This is a genomic window from Subtercola sp. YIM 133946 (assembly GCF_036553535.1).
Taxonomy (GTDB): Bacteria; Actinomycetota; Actinomycetes; order Actinomycetales; family Microbacteriaceae; genus Subtercola.
Window position 1 is genome coordinate 83,828 of sequence record NZ_JAZHPE010000013.1, and the last position, 19,922, is coordinate 103,749.

22 protein-coding genes are annotated in these 19,922 nt (G+C 70.2%); 7 read left to right on the forward strand and 15 right to left on the reverse strand.

Translation table 11 applies throughout. From position 1 onward, the window contains the following. Positions 1 to 116 precede the first annotated feature (116 nt). From V3W46_RS03575 to V3W46_RS03595, 5 genes are all read right to left on the reverse strand, one after another. Entirely contained in the window at positions 117 to 1,265 is a 1,149-nt protein-coding gene (locus V3W46_RS03575) for a GNAT family N-acetyltransferase (protein ID WP_331781720.1), read from the reverse strand. Further along, positions 1,258 to 2,112, reverse strand: coding sequence for an NAD-dependent epimerase/dehydratase family protein (locus tag V3W46_RS03580; protein WP_331781721.1), 855 nt, complete (start codon positions 2,110 to 2,112; stop codon positions 1,258 to 1,260). The genes V3W46_RS03575 and V3W46_RS03580 overlap by 8 nt, the downstream gene beginning before the upstream one ends. A 206-nt stretch (positions 2,113 to 2,318) precedes the next feature. Then, positions 2,319 to 3,185, reverse strand: coding sequence for a ribokinase (locus V3W46_RS03585; protein ID WP_331781722.1), 867 nt, complete (start codon positions 3,183 to 3,185; stop codon positions 2,319 to 2,321). Between the two features lie 78 nt (positions 3,186 to 3,263). After that, a complete protein-coding gene (locus V3W46_RS03590; protein ID WP_331781723.1) occupies positions 3,264 to 5,408 on the reverse strand; it encodes an ArnT family glycosyltransferase in 2,145 nt (714 codons plus the stop codon). Position 5,409: 1 nt separating this feature from the next. Continuing rightward, the gene (locus tag V3W46_RS03595) at positions 5,410 to 6,786 is read right to left on the reverse strand and encodes a bifunctional glycosyltransferase family 2/GtrA family protein (RefSeq protein ID WP_331781724.1); all 1,377 of its coding nucleotides are present in this window, start codon (positions 6,784 to 6,786) and stop codon (positions 5,410 to 5,412) included. Positions 6,787 to 6,969: 183 nt separating this feature from the next. Between V3W46_RS03595 and V3W46_RS03600 the strand changes: the two genes are divergently transcribed. The 3 genes from V3W46_RS03600 to V3W46_RS03610 are packed head-to-tail and all read left to right on the forward strand — an operon-like array spanning position 6,970 to position 9,512. Continuing rightward, positions 6,970 to 7,827: a FadR/GntR family transcriptional regulator gene (locus tag V3W46_RS03600; RefSeq protein ID WP_331781725.1), complete on the forward strand. Its 858-nt coding sequence runs from the start codon at positions 6,970 to 6,972 to the stop codon at positions 7,825 to 7,827. Beyond that, positions 7,820 to 9,076, forward strand: a complete 1,257-nt coding sequence (locus V3W46_RS03605; protein ID WP_331781726.1) for an alpha-hydroxy acid oxidase — start codon at positions 7,820 to 7,822, stop codon at positions 9,074 to 9,076. Before V3W46_RS03600 ends, V3W46_RS03605 begins: the two co-directional genes overlap by 8 nt. Before the next feature lie 34 nt (positions 9,077 to 9,110). Then, positions 9,111 to 9,512, forward strand: coding sequence for a helix-turn-helix domain-containing protein (locus tag V3W46_RS03610; RefSeq protein ID WP_331781727.1), 402 nt, complete (start codon positions 9,111 to 9,113; stop codon positions 9,510 to 9,512). On the opposite strand, the gene V3W46_RS03615 is transcribed toward V3W46_RS03610, so the two are convergent. Further along, positions 9,484 to 9,894, reverse strand: a complete 411-nt coding sequence (locus V3W46_RS03615; RefSeq protein WP_331781903.1) for a winged helix-turn-helix transcriptional regulator — start codon at positions 9,892 to 9,894, stop codon at positions 9,484 to 9,486. The genes V3W46_RS03610 and V3W46_RS03615 overlap by 29 nt on opposite strands. A gap of 328 nt (positions 9,895 to 10,222) precedes the next feature. Between V3W46_RS03615 and V3W46_RS03620 the strand changes: the two genes are divergently transcribed. Continuing rightward, positions 10,223 to 11,110 carry an SDR family oxidoreductase gene (locus tag V3W46_RS03620; protein WP_331781728.1) on the forward strand — a complete coding sequence of 296 codons (888 nt, stop codon included), beginning with the start codon at positions 10,223 to 10,225 and terminating at the stop codon, positions 11,108 to 11,110. 132 nt (positions 11,111 to 11,242) lie between these two features. Here the strand turns inward: V3W46_RS03620 and V3W46_RS03625 are convergent, their stop codons facing one another. After that, positions 11,243 to 11,644: an SRPBCC family protein gene (locus V3W46_RS03625; protein WP_331781729.1), complete on the reverse strand. Its 402-nt coding sequence runs from the start codon at positions 11,642 to 11,644 to the stop codon at positions 11,243 to 11,245. Between the two features lie 119 nt (positions 11,645 to 11,763). On the opposite strand from V3W46_RS03625, the gene V3W46_RS03630 reads away from it, so the two are divergent. Then, on the forward strand, positions 11,764 to 12,696 hold the full coding sequence (locus V3W46_RS03630; RefSeq protein ID WP_331781730.1) for a class I SAM-dependent methyltransferase: 933 nt from the start codon (positions 11,764 to 11,766) through the stop codon (positions 12,694 to 12,696). Here V3W46_RS03630 and V3W46_RS03635 read toward each other — a convergent pair. The 6 genes from V3W46_RS03635 to V3W46_RS03660 form a co-directional block, all read right to left on the reverse strand. Next, on the reverse strand, positions 12,689 to 12,940 hold the full coding sequence (locus tag V3W46_RS03635) for a hypothetical protein (protein ID WP_331781731.1): 252 nt from the start codon (positions 12,938 to 12,940) through the stop codon (positions 12,689 to 12,691). The two genes, V3W46_RS03630 and V3W46_RS03635, sit on opposite strands and share 8 nt — an antisense overlap. Before the next feature lie 210 nt (positions 12,941 to 13,150). Further along, positions 13,151 to 14,023: an aldo/keto reductase gene (locus tag V3W46_RS03640; RefSeq protein ID WP_331781732.1), complete on the reverse strand. Its 873-nt coding sequence runs from the start codon at positions 14,021 to 14,023 to the stop codon at positions 13,151 to 13,153. Between the two features lie 100 nt (positions 14,024 to 14,123). Next, positions 14,124 to 14,633: a MarR family winged helix-turn-helix transcriptional regulator gene (locus V3W46_RS03645; protein WP_331781733.1), complete on the reverse strand. Its 510-nt coding sequence runs from the start codon at positions 14,631 to 14,633 to the stop codon at positions 14,124 to 14,126. A 152-nt stretch (positions 14,634 to 14,785) separates the two neighbouring features. Further along, entirely contained in the window at positions 14,786 to 15,166 is a 381-nt protein-coding gene (locus tag V3W46_RS03650) for a winged helix-turn-helix transcriptional regulator (RefSeq protein WP_331781734.1), read from the reverse strand. 40 nt (positions 15,167 to 15,206) lie between these two features. Continuing rightward, positions 15,207 to 16,028, reverse strand: a complete 822-nt coding sequence (locus tag V3W46_RS03655) for an alpha/beta fold hydrolase (RefSeq protein WP_331781735.1) — start codon at positions 16,026 to 16,028, stop codon at positions 15,207 to 15,209. Continuing rightward, positions 16,025 to 18,430 carry an MMPL family transporter gene (locus tag V3W46_RS03660; RefSeq protein ID WP_331781736.1) on the reverse strand — a complete coding sequence of 802 codons (2,406 nt, stop codon included), beginning with the start codon at positions 18,428 to 18,430 and terminating at the stop codon, positions 16,025 to 16,027. The genes V3W46_RS03655 and V3W46_RS03660 overlap by 4 nt, the downstream gene beginning before the upstream one ends. Before the next feature lie 116 nt (positions 18,431 to 18,546). Between V3W46_RS03660 and V3W46_RS03665 the strand changes: the two genes are divergently transcribed. Beyond that, a complete protein-coding gene (locus V3W46_RS03665) occupies positions 18,547 to 19,032 on the forward strand; it encodes a nucleoside deaminase (RefSeq protein ID WP_331781737.1) in 486 nt (161 codons plus the stop codon). Between the two features lie 15 nt (positions 19,033 to 19,047). Next, the gene (locus V3W46_RS03670) at positions 19,048 to 19,443 is read left to right on the forward strand and encodes a hypothetical protein (protein ID WP_331781738.1); all 396 of its coding nucleotides are present in this window, start codon (positions 19,048 to 19,050) and stop codon (positions 19,441 to 19,443) included. Positions 19,444 to 19,455: 12 nt separating this feature from the next. Here V3W46_RS03670 and V3W46_RS03675 read toward each other — a convergent pair whose 3' ends face one another. Together V3W46_RS03675 and V3W46_RS03680 are read right to left on the reverse strand one after the other, a co-directional pair. After that, positions 19,456 to 19,623: a hypothetical protein gene (locus V3W46_RS03675; protein WP_331781739.1), complete on the reverse strand. Its 168-nt coding sequence runs from the start codon at positions 19,621 to 19,623 to the stop codon at positions 19,456 to 19,458. A 76-nt stretch (positions 19,624 to 19,699) separates the two neighbouring features. Then, positions 19,700 to 19,891 (reverse strand): PLDc N-terminal domain-containing protein, encoded by a 192-nt coding sequence (locus V3W46_RS03680; RefSeq protein ID WP_331781740.1) that lies wholly within the window; start codon positions 19,889 to 19,891, stop codon positions 19,700 to 19,702. Positions 19,892 to 19,922: the final 31 nt, after the last annotated feature.

The window sequence follows — 19,922 nt, forward strand, 5'->3', positions numbered from 1 at the left end:
CGGGCTGAAAGGGTCGACCTCGCACCACGAGCTCAGGATGCCCGGCGAGTGCCATCAGAGGTCGGGCATCGCATCGGGCGCCAGGGGTCGAGGCGCCGGGCGACGAGCCGGGCCTCTCAGAAGTCGAGGCGCCAGGCGCCCTCGTAGCCGATGGCTGTGAAACCGACCGCCTCGTTCACCGAGAGCATGTGGCGGTTCTCCTCGGCATTCCAGGTCAGAACCGACGGATGCCCGGGCGCCACCCGCGCGAGCAACTCGAGGTTCGCGACCTTCACCAGCATGCCCAGGCGGTGTCCGCGATGATCGCTCAGCACGAGGGTGTCGTCTTGGCTGACGGGGCGGCTGCGGTCGAGGGGCACCGAGAGCTGGCTGAACGCCGCCAGCCGCCCGGTCGGGAGGTGTTCGACGGCGGCGGTGAGGGTCTGGCGCGCGCCCGATCCCGAGCGGGCGTCGTGAGCGGCGACGCGCTCGGGGGTCCACACGTCTTCGGGTTCGTCGAGGCCGGCGGTGGGGGCATCCGTCGACATGCGGGTGAGCAGGGTCGCGAGGTCGGCCAGCCACTCGGGCGGGGTGGCTCCGGCCCACAGGTGCACGCGATAGTCGGGGCCGGCTGCGGCCTCGGCCGCCGAACGCAGGGTCGCGAGGTGGGCGGCGTCACCCGGCAGCGCGAACCGGCTCGCGCGCTCGACCTGCTCGAGACGGTAGCCCCGGGCGAGCAGGAAGCGCACTTCGCGGTTGCTCGTGGGCACCCCGCCGAACCCGGTCGGGGGCACGAGCCACCCGGATGCCGAGCCGGGGCCGGGCGGGGTGGCGGAGCCGGGCGGGGTCGAGCCAGCGGGCAGGGGCGGCAGCAGCGGCGGCGAGACGGCGTAGCAGATGAGCCGCGACTGGCCGAGGGAGCGCGCGTGGCCCTCCACGAGGTCGGCGAGCGCCCGGCCGATGCCGCGCCGCTCGGCGTCGGGGTGCACATCGATGTCGATCCAGCCGATGTCGGCCGCCGAGTCGAGCTGCGACTCGTGCACGGCCCGCGCCGCGATGCGGCCGTCGAGCCTGGCCACCCAGAGCACCTTCGGCTCATGCGGATCGAGCCAGTTCGGCAGCAGCTCGACCGCCGGGTATGCGACCTCGGGGGTGCCGTAGGCGCGCACCTCGCTCGCGTTGCGAACCTCCACCGAATCGACGAAGTCGCGCACCACCGAGTGCTGCGGGGCATCCATATCGAGCGAGAGCGGCACCTCGAGGCGCTCGATGGTGAACTCAGTCACCGCGCTGCGTGTCGCGCCACGAGTGCTGCGGGTCGTACCCGAGCACCGTGCGCGCCTTCGTGATCGAGAGCAGCGTGGTGTGCTCGCCGAGATCGCCGCGCACGGGAGTGTCGGGAAACACCTCGGCGACCAGCTCGGCGTTGCTGCGACTCATCACCGTGTCGGCGGCCGCGATGATGAAACGCTCATAGCCGGCGCCCGGCCACTCGAGGGCCCGCAGCACCGCCTGCGCGCCGTCGCGGGAGTCGATGTAGCCCCAGAGGTTCCATTTGCGAGCGCGGGCGTCAGCGTCGAACGACGGGAACTCGGCGTAGTCCTCTTCGTACATGACGTTCGAGAACCGCAGCGAGATGATCTTCAGCTCCTCATCCCACCGGGTCAGCTCGATCGCCAGCTGCTCTTCGAGATGTTTCGTCAGCGAGTACACGCTCTCGGGCCGGGCCGGGTACTGCTCGTCCACAGGGATGTATGGCGGCGGCGTGTCGAACGGAAGCCCCAGCACGGTCTCGCTCGACGCGACGACGATGTTCGTGATGCCGGCCCGGCGCGCGGCCTGCAGCACATGGAACGTCGAGACCATGTTGTTGTCGAACGTCGCCACATCGCTCAGGATGCCCGGCGCAGGTATCGCGGCCAGGTGCACCAGGGCATCCAACCCGTCGTACCGGTCGTTCACGCCCATCAGTGCATCGACGGTCTCGCCGTAGTTCGTGAAGTCGACCCTGATCGTTCCGGGTTCGCGGGGGCCGGTGACGTCGAGGTTGAAGACCTCGTGGCCGTGCTCGCGGAGGTAGGCGACCACGGTTCGGCCCAGCTTGCCCGACCCGCCGGTGACTGCAATGCGCACGTTCGTCTCACTCTCGTTCGGCGACGCGCACGGGGCGCGGCGTCGCGTTCTGCCTCCCACACTATGTCGTGCGGCGGCCCGGCGGGTGGGCCTTGCGGTGGCGGCCCGACGGCACTGGGGGCGGGCGACGGCACTGGGGGCGGGCGACCGCACTGCGGGCGGCGCGACGGCACTGCGGGCGGCCGGTGCCGGGCGCGGCCGGCACATCAGGCGGGCTGTGCGCCGCTCCAGGTGACCGAGCGGGCGGCCGCCGCGCTGGCCGCGCGCATGGCCTCCTCGTTCGAGTCGCCTGCCGCGAGCCGTGCGGCGAGCGTTCCGCAGTAGGAGTCGCCCGCTCCCGTGGTGTCGACGACCGACTCCACACGCTGCGCCTCGACCGACACGTCGCCCCAGCGCGAGCCCGCAGACCCCAGCGTGACCAGCATCGACGCGGGTTCGATTCCCGCCTCCCGCAGCTGCGCCGCCTCGTGCTCGTTCACCACCACGGGGTCGGCCAGCGCCAGCACCTCGGGCTCCAGTGCGGCGAACGGAGCCAGGTTCAGCACGGCCCGCGCCCCTGCTGCCGCAGCGATGCGCACGGCCTCCGACACGACGTCGAGGTCGAGTTCGAGCGACACGAGCAGCACGTCGGCCGGCCGGATGCCCGCGGGCTCCGACTCGTAGACGGTGTCTGTCGTGTCGAGGCCGCCCTCGCCGCGCAGAACATCGAGGTCGGCCAGGGTGACACGGGCGTTCGCACCAGGTGACACGATGATCGTGTTCTCGCCGTTCTCGTCGACGGCGATCATCGCGTGTCCGGTGGTCACGTCGCGGGTGACGCGCAGCGCCCGCACGTCGATCGAGCGCGATTCGAGACGCCGGCGATAAGTCTCGCCCTCGGCATCGTCGCCGACCCGCCCGACGAACACCACATCGGCCCCGGCCGACACCGCGGCGACGGCCTGGTTGGCGCCCTTTCCGCCCCAGAACGTGGCCAGGTCGGATGCCCGAACCGTCTCTCCGGGCGACGGATGCCGCTGCACCCGCACCACCGAGTCGACGTTCAGCGACCCCACCACAAACACCCGGCCCACGTCGGCCCCTTCCGTCTCCTGCTCACGCGGACTCGGCTGATACACCATCGGCCCGCGGCAGCAAGCCTACCGGCGGGGTCAGCTGGTGACCGAGGTGGAGCCGGCGGTGAGGTCGTACACGGTGGTACCTCCCACGGTCTGGGCGCTGAAGTTCGAGGCGACCCACGAGGCGATCTGCGACGCGTCTGAACTGCCGCCGTTCGAGGCGCCGATGCTGCCGGCCGCGACGAAGTAGTGGATCTGGCCCGAGGCGACGTACTGCTCGAACTGTTCGAGCGTGGGCGACGGGTCGCTGCCGTTGAATCCACCGAGCGGCATCACTGCGGCCTGGCTGGCGAGCTGGTAGCTCGCGGCGTTCTGCGACCCGACGGTCGCCGCCGCCCAGGTGTAGCTCGAGGCGTCGGTCGCGAGCAGGGTGCTGAGCTCAGAGCTCACCGTCGCTCCCCCGAGCAGACCGCCGCCGCCACCGCCCGCGCCGCCGAAGCCCGCTCCGCCGGCCGTGCCGGCACCGGTTCCGCCGGTTGCCGTTCCCCCTGCCGCGCCTGCTCCCGTGCTGCCGATACCGCGCTGCGCGAAGCCACCCGGGGGTGTTCCGCCGCCGGTCGCACCGCGCGCGCCCGTTCCGCCGCCGCGCCCGAACCCGCCGCCCGCACCGAACCCGGTCGACGACGCGACCGCCGGCCCCGCGGTCGGCAACGAGCCGGTGTGCGCCGACGAGATCGTCTGCAGCGTGTACGCGGTCGGCGCCAGCAGCACCGCCACGAGCGCCACCACGATGGTGGTGATGCGCAGCGAGCGACGCTTGAACCGAAGCACCAGCAGCCCGGCGCCGACGACCGCCAGCACCAACACCACGACCTTCAGCCACGGCAGCCAGTCGGTCGCCCTCGTCAGCAGCGCGAACGCCCAGATGCCGGTCGCCAGCACGATCGCCGCCGCGACGAGTCGCGCCCAGAGGTACCGGCGGGTGTTCCACAGCATGACCGCCCCGGCGCCGACGAGACCAGCGATGGCCGGAGCCAGCGCGACGGTGTAGTAGGCGTGAAAGATGCCGGCCATGAAGCTGAAGAGCAACCCGGTGAGCAGCAGCCAGCCGCCGAACATGACGAAGACGGCCCGCCGGGCATCCGTTCGCCTCTGCCGGCGCAGCAGCACGAACGACACGGCCATGAGAGCCAGCGCGGCCGGGATGAGCCACGCGATCTGGCCGCCGAACTCCCCGTCGAACAGGCGGGTGATGCCCGTGGCACCCCATTGGCCGCCACCGAGAGTGGTGCCTCCACCGGTGACACTGCCGGTCTCGGCGCCGGTGAGGCGGCCGAAGCCGTTGTAGCCGAAGGTGAGTTCGAGAAAGTCGTTGTTCTGCGACCCGCCGACGTAGGGCCGCATCGACGCCGGAATCAGCTCGACGAGCGCGACCCACCAGCCTGCCGACACGATCACCGCGGCCAGGGCGCCGAGCAGGTGCAGCAGGCGCCGGCCGAACCTCACCGGCGCGGCCCAGCCGTACGCGACGGCGAGCGGCGGCAGCAGCACGAAGGCCTGCAGTTGTTTCGTGAGGAATCCGAACCCGATCATCGCACCGGCGAGCAGCAGCCAACGCGCGCGGCCGCCTTCGATGGCACGGAGGGTGAAGTAGACCGAGGCCGTCAGAAGCACGACCAGCAGGGCATCCGGGTTGTTGAACCGGAACATCAGGGCGGCGACCGGCGTGCTCGCCAGCACTCCGCCGGCGAGCAGGGCGGCCCCGGCCGAGAAGTGCCGCCGCACGATCAGGTAGACGAGCGCGACGGTCAGGATGCCCATCAGGGCCTCGGGCAACAGGATCGACCACGAGCTGAGGCCGAACGCGCGCACCGAGAGCTCCATCAGCCAGAGGCTCGCGGGCGGCTTGTCGACCGTGATCGAGTTGCCCGCGTCTGACGAGCCGTAGAGGAAGGCCTCCCAGTTCTGCGAGCCGGCCTGCACCGCTGCGGAGTAGAACTCGTTGGCGTAGCCGCTCACCGACAGGTTCCAGAGGTAGACGAACGCAGAGACGATCATCAGCCCGACGAAGGCGGGGCGCTCCCACACGGCTCGGTCGGCTCTGCCGCGGATGAGCGCGTGCCCGAACCCGCGCAGGCCGCCGCTCAGCCGGCCGGGGGCGGTGGCGGTGTGCGCGGAGGGCGCGGAGGCGGCGCCGGGGGCGGTCGGCACGGGCTGGGGAAGAGTGCTGCTGCTCATGTCAGGCGGCGCTCGCTTTCTGGTTCGTCGGTTTCTGGCCCGTGGCTTCTCGGCCCGTCGCCTCCGGGCCGGTGACTACTCGGCCGGTGACTACTCGGCCGGCGCCTTCCCGGCCCGTGGCGTCACTCGAGACGGCCGGTTCCTGCCCCGAGGCAGCGGAGAGGTGGGAGACCACCGGCGCCGCCGGCGTCACCCGTTTCGGCGCTGTGAACACCCACCGCCGCAGCAGCACGAACCGCAGCATCGTCGCCACGAGGTTCGCGACCGTCAGCACCATGAGCTCGACGACGGTGGGTGCTCCAGGCGCCAACGCTGTCAGCGCGACAAGCGAACCCGACGTGATGGCCCAGGCGATGCCGAACACGATCAGGCCCTGGAACTGGTGGATGAGCGCCCGCTCGGGCCCCCTGACCGCGAAGGTGAAGCGGCGGTTCGCCCACGTGTTCGCGATGGTCGTGATGAGCAGCGCCGTGAAGTTCGCCGCCTGCGCCCCCAGAGCCCCCTGGAACGCCAGGTACAGCAGCGCATAGACGATGGTCGAGAGCCCTCCCACGAGCGCGAACCGCACCACCTGGCCGAGGAACGACGGCCGGGCGACCGGCCCGATGGGCGAGCGCCCCAGCTCGGCGTACACCGACTGAACGGGAATCACCCCGCGCGCCAGGTCGCGCCCCACCCTCAGCACCCCGCGCAGGTCTTGCCTGATCGTGGGCACGATGTCGACGCGGGAGTCGAGGTCGTCGATCCAGTCGACCGGAACCTCGTGGATGCGCAGTCCCGACCGTTGCGCGATGACGAGCAGCTCGGTGTCGAAGAACCAGGCGTCGTCGTGCACGAGCGGCAGCAGCACCACCGCGACGTCAGACCTGATCGCCTTGAACCCGCACTGGGCGTCAGAGAAGGTCACCCCGAGCATCCCGTGCAGCAGCACGTTGTAGCTGCGCGAGATGAATTCCCGCTTGCCTCCGCGCACGACTCGTGATGACCGCGAGAGCCGGGTGCCGATCGCCACGTCGGAGTGCCCCGAGAGCAGCGGGGCGACAAGCGGGGGCAGCGCGGCGAGATCGGTCGACAGGTCGACGTCGACATACGCGAGCACCTGGGCAGCCGACGAACCCCAGGCCAGCTTGAGCGCATGCCCCCGCCCCTTGCGCAGGGTGTGCACCACGCGCACCTCGGCGAGCTCGGCGGCCAGGGCGTCGGCGATCTGCGGTGTGGCGTCGACGCTGGCGTTGTTGGCGATCGTCACCTGCCACGGCACCGTCATCGCCTCGGCGAGATAAGTCGTCAGCCGACGGATGCTCGGCTCGAGCGCGACCTGCTCGTTGTAGACAGGCACCACGACATCGAGAGCGAGTGGGCGTTCCTGCGGGTTCATGCGAATACTCTCGCTCGCCGATCTCCGCGGGCTCTGCCGAGAGGCTATGAGTCGACTATGACCTTTCGGTCTTGGCCGGCGCGCGGTTCTGAGGTAGTGTGTGGTCTGACCACAGTGGTCTGACCACACAGGGTTCGCTGGTGGCCTCCGATGATCGCGCCTCGCAACGAAGGGATGCCTGCCGTGACCCTCCTGACACCGGGCACCCGCGCGTGGGAAGACGTGCTCGCCCACATCGAACGCCAGCTGCTCGCCGGCACCCTCGCCCCCGGCGACCACCTGCCGTCAGAGCGCACCCTCGCCACCGACCTCGGAGTCGGCCGCTCGTCGGTACGAGAGGCCCTGCGCGTGCTCGAGGTGCTCGGGCTTCTGCGTACCCAGACCGGATCAGGGCCCGGTTCGGGTGCGATCATCATCGCCCGCCCCTCCGGCGCCATGTCGTCGCTGATCAGGCTGCAGGTCGCCGCCCAGGGCTTTCGCGTCGACGACGTCGTGAGCACGCGACTCATCCTCGAGACCGCCGTCGCCGGGCAGCTCGCCGCGGCCGTGGCCCGCGCCGACGCTCGCCATGCCGGTGACGCGGTTCACGCGGCCGCCCGCGGCGCGGCCCCCCACGCTCTCACCGAGGGGCCCGGGATGCCCGACCTCTCACCCGCGACCGAGATCCTCGACGCGATGGAGCAGGGCGACCCCACCCCGACCGAGTTTCTCGCCCTCGACGCGCAGTTCCACCTCTCCCTCGCCCAGGCGACCACCAACGAGGTGATCGCCGCCACGATGACGGGCCTCCGCGACTCCATCGAGGGCTACTCGATCGCCGGGGTCGCGCACCTCGAGTCGTGGCACCGCACCAGCGACCGTCTGAAGCGGGAGCACCGCGCGATCGTCGACGCCATTCGAGACGGCGACCCCGAGGCCGCCAGCGCCGCGGTGAACAGCCACATCACCGGTTACTACGCCGAGGCGGGGTTCGGGCATCCGTCGCCTGTCGCGCCCGCCTCGGCCCACTCGAAACAAACGGAAGGCACCACCCATGGTTGATCGTCGAATTCCGAAGGTTCGCGACCTCGCGCCGCTCATGCAGTTCAAGGCGCCCGATCTGAACTCGAAGCGCCGGCGCCTCGAGTCGGCGCTCACCATCGCCGACCTGCGCACCATCGCCAAGCGTCGAACGCCGAAGGCCGCGTTCGACTACACCGAAGGGGCCGCCGAGGGCGAGATCAGCCTGGCGCGGGCGCGGCAGGCGTTCGAAGACATCCAGTTCAACCCGGCGATTCTGCGCGACGTGTTGAAGGTGAGCACGGGGTGGGATGTGCTGGGCGCCCCCGTCGCGATGCCGTTCGGCATTGCGCCCACCGGCTTCACACGCATGATGCAGACCGAGGGTGAGATCGCCGGTGCCGGCGCGGCCGCTGCGGCGGGCATCCCGTTCTCGCTGTCGACCATGGGCACGACGGCGATCGAAGACGTGAAGGCCGCGAACCCGCACGGTCGCAACTGGTTTCAGCTGTACATGTGGAAAGACCGCGACCGCTCGATGGCGCTGGTCGACAGGGCGGCGGCCGCCGGCTTCGACACCCTGCTCGTGACGGTCGACGTTCCGGTGGCCGGCGCGCGGCTGCGTGACAAGCGCAACGGATTCTCTATTCCCCCGCAGCTGACGCTCGGCACCGTCGTCAACGCGCTGCCCCGCCCCGAATGGTGGATCAACTTTCTCACCACCGAGCCCCTCGCCTTCGCCTCGCTCGACCGCTGGTCGGGCACCGTCGGTGAGCTGCTCGACTCGATGTTCGACCCCACCGTGACGTTCGACGACCTCGCCTGGATCAAGGCGCAGTGGCCCGGCAAGGTGGTCGTGAAGGGGGTGCAGAACGTCTTGGATGCCCGCCGGCTCGCCGACCTCGGCGTCGACGGCATCGTGCTCTCGAACCATGGCGGCCGCCAGCTCGACCGCGCGCCCATTCCCTTCCACCTGCTGCCCGAGGTGGTTCGCGAGGTCGGAAGCGAGTACGAGGTGCACCTCGACACGGGCATCATGTCGGGCGCCGACATCGTGGCGGCTGTGGCGCTCGGGGCCCGCTTCACCCTCGTCGGCCGCGCCTACCTCTACGGCCTGATGGCCGGGGGGCGCGAGGGCGTCGACCGCATGATCCAGATACTGTCAGACCAGATCATCCGCACGATGCGCCTGCTCGGCGTCACCTCCCTCGAAGAGCTCACCCCCGAGCACGTCACCCAGCTCGAGCGCCTCATCCCCCGCGCCCGCGCCGCGGCCGCGGAGCGCGTCTGACCCGCCGGCCGCGAAGCGCCGGTAACGTGGGAGGATGCCTGCACTGAACGAACGCGCCACAGAGGCACTGAGCGGCGAGGCGGCGGCGGCGGTCGCGCGGCAGCTGCCGGGCATCCGCAGCGCGCTGGCGAAACGCGAGCTGCCCGACGAGGCCGTCGAGGCGGTGGCCGACCTGCTGCAGCGGCTCGCAGAGGGGCATGCGGTGGTGGTGGCGTCGACGGATGCTCTGCTGACCACATCGCAGGCGGCCGAGTTGATCGGCATCTCGGCCACGTACCTGTTGCGGCAGGCGAACAACGGGGTGATTCCGGTGGAGTACCGCGGCACCCACCGGCGCTTCAGGCTGGCTGATGCGATGCGGTACCTCGAGGAGTCGAAGCGGGCGGCTGCGGCCAGGGCTGCTGCCGCTACGCCGGAACCGGGGCCGACGCAGTAGCAGGCGCCGCGGCCGATGATGACGCGGTCGACACCGCGGCCGACGCCGCCGCCGCTGCGGACGCCAGGATCTCGCCCGCGTTCGACCCCACCCAGCGCAGCAGCGGAATGAGCGTGTCGCAGAGGTCGTGCCCGAGCTCGGTCAGCTGGTAGTCGACCCGAGGCGGAATCGTGCCCTGCACGGTGCGCAGCACCAGGCCGTCGTTCTCGAGCACGCGCAAGGTCTGGGCGAGCATCTTCTCGCTGATGCCGTCGATCGTTCGGCGCAGTTCGCCCCAGCGCAACGTTGCGTCTGACAGGGCGACGATGATCAGAACACCCCACTTGCTCGTGATGTGGTCGAGCACGGTGCGGCTCGGGCATGCTGACGAGAACACGTTCATGCCCGACCCGGCAGGCCACTCAGAGCCCTCGGCGGGCGCTCCGTTCAGCACGCCGGCGACAAGGTGCCGGGCCGACTCGGGCGCTGTCATGATCGTCATGGTTAGCAGCTTACCAAATAGTGGGTACCTTCATTCGGGAAGTACATCGGCTAGCCTCACGTTGAGACATTCATTAGTGCGGCAGATGCGGGCCGACGCGAACCCCGAGTGCGAATCGCACCCGCCGCTACCCCGAATGCAGATCGCACCCGCTGCACCCACGACCAGACCGAACACCGAACACCCCGACCCCGAACACCCGAACCCCGAACACAGAATGCGAATCATCATGAGCGACTCCACCCCCACCATCGTCGTCACCGGCGCCACCGGCCCCCTCGGCCGTGCGGCCGTCGACGCCCTGATCGCCCGCGGCGTCGCACCCCAGAACATCGTCGCCGCCGGCCGCAACGCCGAGAAAGTGGATGCCCTGCGGCAGCTCGGCGTACGCACCGCCGTCATCGACTTCGCCGAGCCCGCGACTCTCACCGCAGCCTTCGAGGGCGCTGACACCCTCGTGCTCGTCTCGGCCAGCGAGCCCGGAAACCGCGTTCCGCTGCACTCCAACGCCATCGATGCGGCGAAGGCCGCCGGCGTCACACAGATCGTGTACACGAGTGCCCCGCGGGCCGACTCGAGCCCCCTGATTCTCGCGCCTGAGCACAAGGCCACCGAGGAGTACCTGCGGGCATCCGGAGTCGCCGCGACCATTCTGCGCAACAACTGGTACAACGAGAACTACAGCCGCACGCTCGCACAGGTCGCCGAGTCGGGCGTCTACCTCGCCAGCACCGGCGACGGCCGCGTCGCGAGCGCCTCGCGCCCCGACTACGCCGAGGCCATCGCTGCCGTGCTCACCGGCGGGGGCCTGACCGGAGGCAGCGGGGCGGATGCCCGTGTCTACGAGCTGTCGGGCGACATCGCGTGGAACGGTGACGACTTCGCCTCTGTTCTGACGCAGTTGCTCGGTCGCGAGGTGATCTACCGTTCGGTGACGTCGGCCGAGCACGCCGAGATCCTGCGCGGCGCGGGCCTCGACGACGCGACCATCGGATTCCTGGTCGGCCTCGACGCGAACATCGCCGACGGCCTGCTCGACACGTCGGGCGACGACCTCTCGCGCCTCATCGGCCGGCCCACCACGCCCCTCGCCGACACCCTGCGCCCGCTGGTCTGACCCCACGCCCCACGCCCCACGCCTCACGCCCCTCGCCCCTCGCCTCGCAGCGTCTCCACTGTGCGCGAAGGCACGCCAAACGGCTCCAGAACGTGCCTTCGCGCAAAGTGGGCCGGGGTGGGGAGCAGCCCGTCAGGCCTCGAGGAGGGTGCGCAGGGTGATGAGGTCGGCCGCCACCGTGGCGGCGTCGGCGTCGACGGTCTCGGGGGCCACGCCCGGTTGGGGCTGGATCGTGAAGACGACCTCTGACCCAGAGGGATGCGCGATCACGCGCATCGGGTTCACGAACACCTGGCCGCTCGGCGCGGTCACGTCGTGGTCGAGCACCCCGAACTCGTTGCGCGGAGCGAACGACACCTCGATGCGCCCCATGGGCGAGTCGGCGTACCAGCGCCCGTCGATGAGTTCGGTCGAAGAGCTGAGACCCGACGCCCACCGCGCCAGGTTCGCCGGATCGACCACGAAATCGTAGACGTCGCCGACAGGCCGGGCGATGACGACGCTGATGTGCCTCGAGGTCTCAGGGGGGTTCATGCGCCAATTCTTCACCCGCCGCAGCCCGGCCGCCAGACCACCTTCGTACACTGGAACGAGGGCCCGCGATGCGGCCGCCCGTCGTGACAGAGAAGACGTGACGCAGAAGAGGTGTGCACATGGCACGTGACAGGTCACTGGCGCTGTCGTTCGGTACGAACGTGACCGACTACGAGCGCGGCCGCCCCGGTTACCCCGACGCCGCCGTCGAGTGGATGCTCGCCCAGGCCACGCCCGGCAGCTCCCCCTCCGACACCGAACCCGCGCCCGCGCCCGCAGCGGCGACCACCGGCAGCTTTCCCTCCGAGACCGAACCCGCATCCGCATCTGCAGCGGCAGCGGCACCCAACGGCAGCCCGCGCCCCGACATCGAGCCATCGCGCACCAGTAGTGCGCCCGGTGGCACCGCCCCCTCCCCGCTGCGAGTCGTCGACGTCGGCGCCGGAACCGGCAAGTTCACCGCGTCGCTGGTGGCCAGGGGCCTCGACGTCACGGCGGTCGAACCCGACGACGTGATGCGTGCCGGGCTCGAACGCAACTTCGGCACGGTCACGGCGGTGCGCGGAACGGGCGAGTCGATGCCCCTGCCCGACGGCAGCGCAGATCTGGTGACGTTCGCCCAGTCGTGGCACTGGGTCGACGTCGAGCGCGCGTCGCGGGAGGTCGCCCGCGTGCTGGCTCCGGCCGGGGCGGTGGCGCTGGTGTGGAATATCCGCGACCAGAGCGTCGACTGGGTTCGCCGGCTCGGCGAGATCATGGGGTCGTCGGCGGCGGAGGACTACGACACGCTCACCCCATCCCTGGGCGCGCCACTCGAGACCGTCGAGCACGCCCAGTTCTTCTGGGACAACCCGATGACCCGCGAGCAACTGCTGGCGATGGTCTCGTCGCGCAGCTACATCATCGCGCTCGAGCCCGACGAGCGCACGGCGCTGCTGGGGCGCATCGAGCGACTGCTCGACGAGCATCCGCAGCTCGCCGCACACGACACCTACGTGATGCCGTACGAGACGCGTGTCACACTGGCCCGTCGACCCGCGGCGCTCAGCTGAAGCGCTTCTGCGCCTTCTTGCCGGCCTTCTTCGCAGCCTTCTCGGCTGCCTTGGTGGCGTCGGCGGTGGCCTGCTTGGCGCTCTTGACCGCGCGAACACGGGCCTTCTTCACCTGCGGGTCGTTCCAGAAGCTGTTGACGGCGGTGCTGATCTCCTTGTACCGGCTCTTGCCTGCCTTCGCCCCCAGCACGTAGGCGAGAAAAGCGATGATCAGAATGAATACGAATGTGACTTTGCCGCGCATAGTGGTCTCCAAACGGTCGATATGACTTAATACTGCCGGGCCGGGGCCACTCGCGCGAACCCCTTGACGGGCACCCGGCGCTCACCCGACGCCTGATCGGCGGTCACCGGGCGCGCATCCGGCACCCACGCGGCACCCCCGGGCACCCACCGGCACCGACCCCGCGCCGACCCGGCTCGCCCCGGTGGGAGGGCGAGCCGAGCTGGTGTGCTACTTCTGCACCGCGTCGAGCGTGGCGTAGTCGTCGTCGCTCAGCTCGATGGCTGCCGCAGCGACATTGTCTTCGAGGTGCGCCACCGAGGAGGTGCCTGGAATCGGCAGCATCACCGGCGAGCGACGCAGCAACCAGGCGAGCGCGAGCTGGCTCGGCGCGCTGCCGTGCTCGGCGGCGATGGAGGCCAGCGGCGAGCCTTCGCCGCTGAGCTTGCCCGTGGCCAGCGGGAACCACGGGATGAACGCGATGCCGTTCGCCTCGGCGTAGTCGAGCACGTCTTCAGACGAACGGTTGGTCAGGTTGAACATGTTCTGCACCGAGGCGATCTCGGCGATGGCCCGGGCGGCCTCGATCTGGTCGACCGACACCTCAGAGAGCCCGATGTGGCGCACCTTGCCTTCATCCTGCAGCTTCTTCAGCTCGCCGATCTGGTCTTCGAGGGCGACCTTCGGGTCGATGCGGTGCAGCTGCAGCAGGTCGATGCGGTCGACGCCGAGGTTGCGCAGGTTCAGCTCGGTCTGCTGGCGCAGGTACTCGGGGCGGCCGACCGGAATCCACTGGTTCGGACCCTGGCGGGTGAAGCCCACCTTGGTGGCGATCGCGAGGTCAGACGCGTAGGGGTACAGCGCCTCGCGGATGAACGCGTCGGTCACGTACGGGCCGTAGACGTCGGCCGTGTCGATCAGGTTCACGCCCAGTTCGACGGCACGGCGCAGCACGGCGACGGCCCCGTCGTGGTCGTCGGGCTGCCCCCAGACTCCGAAACCGGTGAGCTGCATCGTGCCGTAACCGAGCCGATTGACGCTGAGGTCACCGCCGATCGCGAAGGTTCCGGCGGCGGCAGCGGGGGCAGAGGTGGTTGAAGTCATGACTCATCTTCTTTCGAATCTCGAACAGGTGCGGCGGCTGCAACGAACTCGGCCGGCCACGGTGATTGGTTCGCCTACGTGAACGTTACGCCGCCCCGGTTTATTCGCCGTTCGACTGAAACCGGTTCTCAGGGTCGAGCCGGCCGAGCACCTTCGTCATGATTCTGCCCAGGTCAGCGACGTCTTGGCGGGTCAGCGGATCGATCACCGCACCCCGCACGGTGGCCACGTGGCCGGGAGCGGTTGTGCGAACTTTCTGCCAACCCTCAGCTGTGAGGGAGGCGTTCGTGGCCCGGCGGTCTTCGGGGCACGGAGTGCGCGCCAGGTAGCCACGCTTCTCGAGCCGGCTCGCGACATGCGACAGCCGGGGCAGCGTCGCGTTGGTGGATGCCGCGAGCGCCGTCATGCGCAGCGTGCGGTTCGGCGCCTCTGACAGGATCGCCAGGGTGAAGTACTCGAAGTGCGTCAGCTCGGCGTCGTGCTGCAGCTGGCTGTCGAGCACCCCGGGCAGCAGCTCGACGACAGCGATGAACTTCTTCCAGGCGGCGAGCTCGTCGGGCGTCAGCCAGCGCTCCCCCGCCGGTTCGCCTCGAACGCTCTGGTCTGCCACCACCCGATTCTACCCCGCTTACTTGACGCAACAACTGTCGGTCGTAGTGCAGGCGTAGAGCCCGGCCCGTGACCACTGTTGGCCAGGTCTCGGCGATCGCCGGCGTCCGGCGCTCAACGGCCACTGACGCCCAGGACTCAGGACTCTGCCGCCTAGGGCTCAGCGACCTCGGGCAGGTTCTCCCGCGCCCACGTGGTGAGCGCCTTCATGGCGGGCAGCAGCGCCACACCCGACGGCGCGAGACGGTAGTCGACCGCGACGGGTGGCCCGGCATCCACCGCCCGGATGATCAGGCCGGCCTTCGTCAATTCGCTCAGCCGCTCAGACAGCACCGAATCGCTGATACCGCGCACACCGCGGCGCAGCTCGCTGAAACCCAGGGGGCCTTCGGCCAGCGTGCCGAGGATCACCCCGTTCCAGCGCTTGCCGAGAAAGCCGAAGGCGCGAACGAGGGCGCCGTCGCAGGCACGCGGTTCGTGGGCGACGCCCGCGTCGGCGTCGCCGACGTCGATGGCACCCGCGGCTCGGCTCATCGCACGATTCTACCGCCGCCGCGCCTGAAACGCCGCGCGGCTATCGCGCCAGAAACGCGGCCGCGCGCCGGCCCCAGGTGCGAACATCCGCGCTCGTCTCAGACACCACCAGCTCGGAGTCGGGGATCAACTCGGCGAGACTTGCAGCGGTCGACACCGGATGCCCGGGGTCGGCCGCCCACGCCAGAATGAGCGTGGGCTGGCCGATGCCCGCGATCGCCTCGGGCGCCGGCAGGTCAGAGCGACCGGCGCCGCGCAGCACCGCGGGCAGCAGGCTCAGGTCGATGTCGGGCCGGCCGCCGTAGCCGGGTACGTCGGCGAAGATCGGCGGCACCGGCGAGGCGGCGAGCGCCGAAGCGATGTCGTCGGCCGAGCCGGTCTCGAACAGGTGGGCCATGGAGTCGTACATGCGCGACTGCAGGGCCCGGGTCTGCCACGCCGTCGGCGGGGCCGTCAGCACGAGCCGGTCGAACCGATTCGGCAGGTGCGTCACCGCGTGCAGCAACGTGCCGGTTCCCATCGAGAGGCCGATGCCCGCGACCGGCCTGGTCGGTGAGAAGACATCGGCCAGGGCGAGGAGGTCGCGGGCGAGGTTCGGCCACTCGTAGTCGGCCGCGGTGGTCGATCCGCTCGACTCGCCGTGGCCGCGGGCATCGAAGCTGACGAGGCGACGGTGGCCGCCGGGCGCCTCCGCTGCGCCGACCGCGCTGAAGTCGCCGACGCCCGATGCGATGGCGGCGGCCCGGCTCGACATCAGCCCGTGGGCGTTGATGGCGACGGGGAGGGTGTCGACGCCGGCGTCTGTCACGGCCAGGGCGGCGCCCCTGATGTCGACGCGGGTGATGCTCGTGGGCACGGTCACGGGGTCTCCTCGTTCGGCGTGCGCGGTTCGGTGGGCGCGGCGGGGTCGCGTGCCGCGGCGGGGGCGCCCATCCCACCCGCCGCGGCGGCGGTTTCGGTCGGCCCACCCGACACTCCATCGGGCGCCCCCGGCGATTCGCCGCGGTGCTTCAGGTGGTGCGGCCCCGACACCCGCGCGAGCGACGACGGCCACCAGATGCGCGCCCCGATGTCGTACGCCAGCGCCGGAACCACGAGCGAACGCACGATGAACGTGTCGAGCAGCACACCGAACGCCACGATGAACGCGATCTGCACCAGGAACAGAATCGGCACCACACCGAGGGCGGCGAATGTCGCGGCCAGCACGATTCCGGCTGAGGTGATCACCCCGCCGGTCGCGGCCAGCCCGCGCAGGATGCCCGGGCGAGTGCCGTGCTGCATCGACTCTTCGCGAACCCGGGTCATCAGAAAGATGTTGTAGTCGACGCCGAGTGCCACCAGAAAGACGAACCCGAACAGTGGCACCGACGGGTCTGCCCCGGCGAAACCGAACACGTGGTTGAACACCACCGCCGAGATGCCGAGCGTCGCCGAGTACGAGAGCACCACGGTTCCGATCAGCAGCAGCGGCGCGACGATCGAGCGCAGCAGCAGCATGAGCACCAGCAGAATGACGAGCAGAACGATCGGGATGATCGTGACGAGGTCGCGCTGGGCCGTCGTATTGGTGTCGAGCGCCAGGGCCGTGACGCCACCGACCTGCGAGCCGGGCGCCGAGCTCGCGAGCTGGCCGCGCAGGTCGACGACCACCTGCTGCGCCGCGTCGGAGTCGGCCGCGTCGGTCAGCGTCGCCTCGATGAGAACCTGGCCGTCGATGACCACCGGGCCAGCCGCCGACCCCGGTGGCGGCACACCCGCCGCCTTGCCGCTCGCACCGGCACCGGCGCCTGCCTGAGCCGAGCCGCCGGCTTGGGCCGAGCCGCCCGTCTGCGACGCCGAGCCGCCTGCCTGAGACGAGCCGGCCTGCGAGCCCGTGTAGACGAACGCATCGGTGAGCCCCGGCGCCGCCGTCACCGTCGCAAGCGCCGCGTCGGCCTGTGACTCCGGCGTCACGACCACCACGGGGCTTCCGCTGCCGGCGTCGTAGTGCTGCGCCAGCGCCTTCTGCCCGGCGACCGACTGCGACTGCGAGAGCAGCAGGTCGGTCTGCGGCACGCCGCTGGCACTCAGCTGCAGCAGGCCGAGGCTGCAGACGCCGAGCAGCAGCACGGTCACGATCCACGTGACGCGCGGGCGGCGGGCGATCATCCGCCCCACCGCTCCCCAGAGACCCGCGATGGGCCGGTCGACCGCGCCCGTTGCCGCCCCGCTCGGCCGCTCGTCGAGCTTCGGCATGAACGGCCAGAAGGCGGCCCGGCCCGCGAGCAGCAGCATGGCGGGCAGCGCGGTCATGGCGGCCAGGAACGAGAACGCTATGGCGATCGCCGCGACCGGACCGAGGCCCTTGTTCGAGTTGAGGTCGCTGAACAGCAGGCAGAGAACGGCGAGGATGACCGTGGCGGCCGACGCGGCCACCGGTTCTGCCGCACGCTTCAGAGCCATCACCATCGCGGCCCACGCGCTGGGCTCGAACCGCAGTGCCTCCCGGTAGCGCGACACGATGAGCAGCGAATAGTCGGTCGCGGCCCCGATGGCCAGAATCGCGAGAATACCGCGGCTCTGCCCCGTCACCGTCACCCAGCCCGCCTTCGCCACCGCATAGACCAGCAAAATGCTGCCGGTCAGCGCGAAGGCCGAGGTGAGCAGCACGATCACGGGCAGCAGCAGCGACCGGTAGACGATCAGCAGAATCACGAACACCGCTGCGAGGGCGACCAGCAGCAGAATACCGTCGATGCCGGCGAACCCGGCCCCGAAGTCGGCCCCCAGCGCGGCCGGTCCGGTGACGTAAGATGTCACCCCGGCGATCGGATCGCCCGACAGCACCGACCGCATGTCGGCGACCACGGTCGAACCGTCGGCACTCGAATCGACGGCGACGAAGGCCTGGAGCGCCAGCCCGTCGCTCGAGGGAACAGCCGGCGAGACGCTCTGCACCCCGTCGATCGCGGCGATCGCCGTGAGGTCGGTCGCGACCGACTGCTCCTCGGCGGGCGTGATGGCCGACTCGCTCGTGTACAGCACGATCGCCGGAACGGTGTCAGACCCGAAGAACTGCGTCTGCAGGGCCTGCACTTTCGTCGACTCGGCGCTGGCGGGCAGATACGAGCTCTGGTCGTTGTTGGTGACCTCGCTGATGGTGCCGAAGGTGGGGCCGCCCTGCGACGAGATGAAGATCCAGACGATCACGACCACCAGGGGCAGCAGAATGCGCAGCCAGCGTGGGGGCAGCGCCCGGGGTGTCTTCAGCGATGGGGGCACGAAGCTCATGCTACCCAGCGGGCGGATGCCCGGGGGGTGGTTGCGCGCGAGACCATTGTGAGTGCGGGGCCGTCGCCCGCGGCCGCACGCACGGGTCACGTCGTACGCTGTCAGTCATGACGAGCACACCCACCGAAACCGACCTGGCCCTGCTGCGCGAAGCGATCGCGGTCTCGAAGAGCGCGGTCGCGGCCGGAAACCATCCGTTCGGCGCCGTTCTCACCGATCCGGCCGGCACCGTCGTGCTCACGGCAGAGAACACCGTCACCACCGAGAACGACTGCACCGGCCACGCCGAGACCAACCTGGTGCGCCTGGCCTGGCGCGAGATCGGCGCCGAGAGGCTCGCCGGCTACTCGCTCTACACGAGCTGCGAGCCGTGCGCCATGTGCTCCGGCGCCATCTACTGGTCGGGCATCGGCCGCGTGGTGTACGCCATGTCGGAGTTCGAGCTGAACGAGCTGACCGGAGCCCACGTCGAGAACCCCACGATGTCGCTCGACTGCCGCGTGGTGCTGAACGGCGGCCAGCGCGAGATCACCGTGGTCGGCCCGGCGATCTCGGCCGAGGCCCTGGTGGCGCACGAGGGCTTCTGGAGCTGAGGATGCCCGGGCTCTGTGCCCGCGCACCGAGTGGTTCGGGCATCGGTCGCCCCGCAGGTGCCGCCTCGGCTGCCGGGCGACGATGATGGAGTCATGGACCCCACCCGGCGGCTGATCTTCTGGCTGAAAGTGCCGTACGCGGCCGACGTCGCGCTGGTACTCATCAGCGTGGCGCTGCTGCTGGCTGACCGCAGTGTGGGGTGGTGGGTGCTCGTCTTCGCCGTGGTGCGTGCCATCGTCGGCACCATCGCCCTCGTCTGGGTGGCGCCCCGGATGCTCGCCCGCCGTTCCGCGGCCTCAGCGGCCGCACCCCCACCGGCCGCACCGGCCGCACCAGACCCGCCGGCTGCACCCCTGCCGGCCGCGCCACCGGCCGGGCAAGACCCATCGTCCGGCGGTGGTCGGCCCTGAGTCGAGGCCGCGCTACTCGAGGAGGTCTGCCTCGCCGGGCGCCGAGAGGTCGTGGTCGAGCGCCGAGCGCAGCAGGTACGAGGGCGGAGTCTCGTCGTCGAGGTCGACGGCTCCCGACGCCGCGAAGGGCGGCCGCGAGCTGAACTCGTTCGTCAGGTGGTGCTCGGGTGAGATGTGCATCGCAACACACTAGCCCGTCGGCTTCGCTGCGTCGTGACACTTCATCGTGACCAGGGCGCTGATGGCGAAGATCTGGTCAGCGGCGCACGCGGCCGCGGCCGAAGACGAGCCAGAGAATCGTGCCGAGGAGGCTCAGGAAGAAGGCGACCAGAATCCAGATGAACTTGCCCAAGACGCCATGGTTCGGGTTGCGCACGATGGAGACGATGGTGGCGACGAAGATGATGAAGAACAGGATGCTGAAGACGGAGGCGGTAATCGGATCCACGGTTCGCACCACTTTCTGCGCTCGGGTAGCG

Bases quoted from the DNA above. Each gene is read 5' to 3' on its own strand.
- V3W46_RS03620 (WP_331781728.1), top strand. From the start codon at position 10,223: ATGAGCGACTCCACCCCCACCATCGTCGTCACCGGCGCCACCGGCCCC.
- V3W46_RS03650 (WP_331781734.1), bottom strand. From the start codon at position 15,166: ATGAGCCGAGCCGCGGGTGCCATCGACGTCGGCGACGCCGACGCGGGC.
- V3W46_RS03665 (WP_331781737.1), top strand. From the start codon at position 18,547: ATGACGAGCACACCCACCGAAACCGACCTGGCCCTGCTGCGCGAAGCG.
- V3W46_RS03635 (WP_331781731.1), bottom strand. From the start codon at position 12,940: ATGCGCGGCAAAGTCACATTCGTATTCATTCTGATCATCGCTTTTCTC.
- V3W46_RS03640 (WP_331781732.1), bottom strand. From the start codon at position 14,023: ATGACTTCAACCACCTCTGCCCCCGCTGCCGCCGCCGGAACCTTCGCG.
- V3W46_RS03610 (WP_331781727.1), top strand. From the start codon at position 9,111: ATGCCTGCACTGAACGAACGCGCCACAGAGGCACTGAGCGGCGAGGCG.
- V3W46_RS03605 (WP_331781726.1), top strand. From the start codon at position 7,820: ATGGTTGATCGTCGAATTCCGAAGGTTCGCGACCTCGCGCCGCTCATG.
- V3W46_RS03625 (WP_331781729.1), bottom strand. From the start codon at position 11,644: ATGAACCCCCCTGAGACCTCGAGGCACATCAGCGTCGTCATCGCCCGG.
- V3W46_RS03675 (WP_331781739.1), bottom strand. From the start codon at position 19,623: ATGCACATCTCACCCGAGCACCACCTGACGAACGAGTTCAGCTCGCGG.
- V3W46_RS03595 (WP_331781724.1), bottom strand. From the start codon at position 6,786: ATGAACCCGCAGGAACGCCCACTCGCTCTCGATGTCGTGGTGCCTGTC.
- V3W46_RS03590 (WP_331781723.1), bottom strand. From the start codon at position 5,408: ATGAGCAGCAGCACTCTTCCCCAGCCCGTGCCGACCGCCCCCGGCGCC.
- V3W46_RS03630 (WP_331781730.1), top strand. From the start codon at position 11,764: ATGGCACGTGACAGGTCACTGGCGCTGTCGTTCGGTACGAACGTGACC.
- V3W46_RS03615 (WP_331781903.1), bottom strand. From the start codon at position 9,894: ATGAACGTGTTCTCGTCAGCATGCCCGAGCCGCACCGTGCTCGACCAC.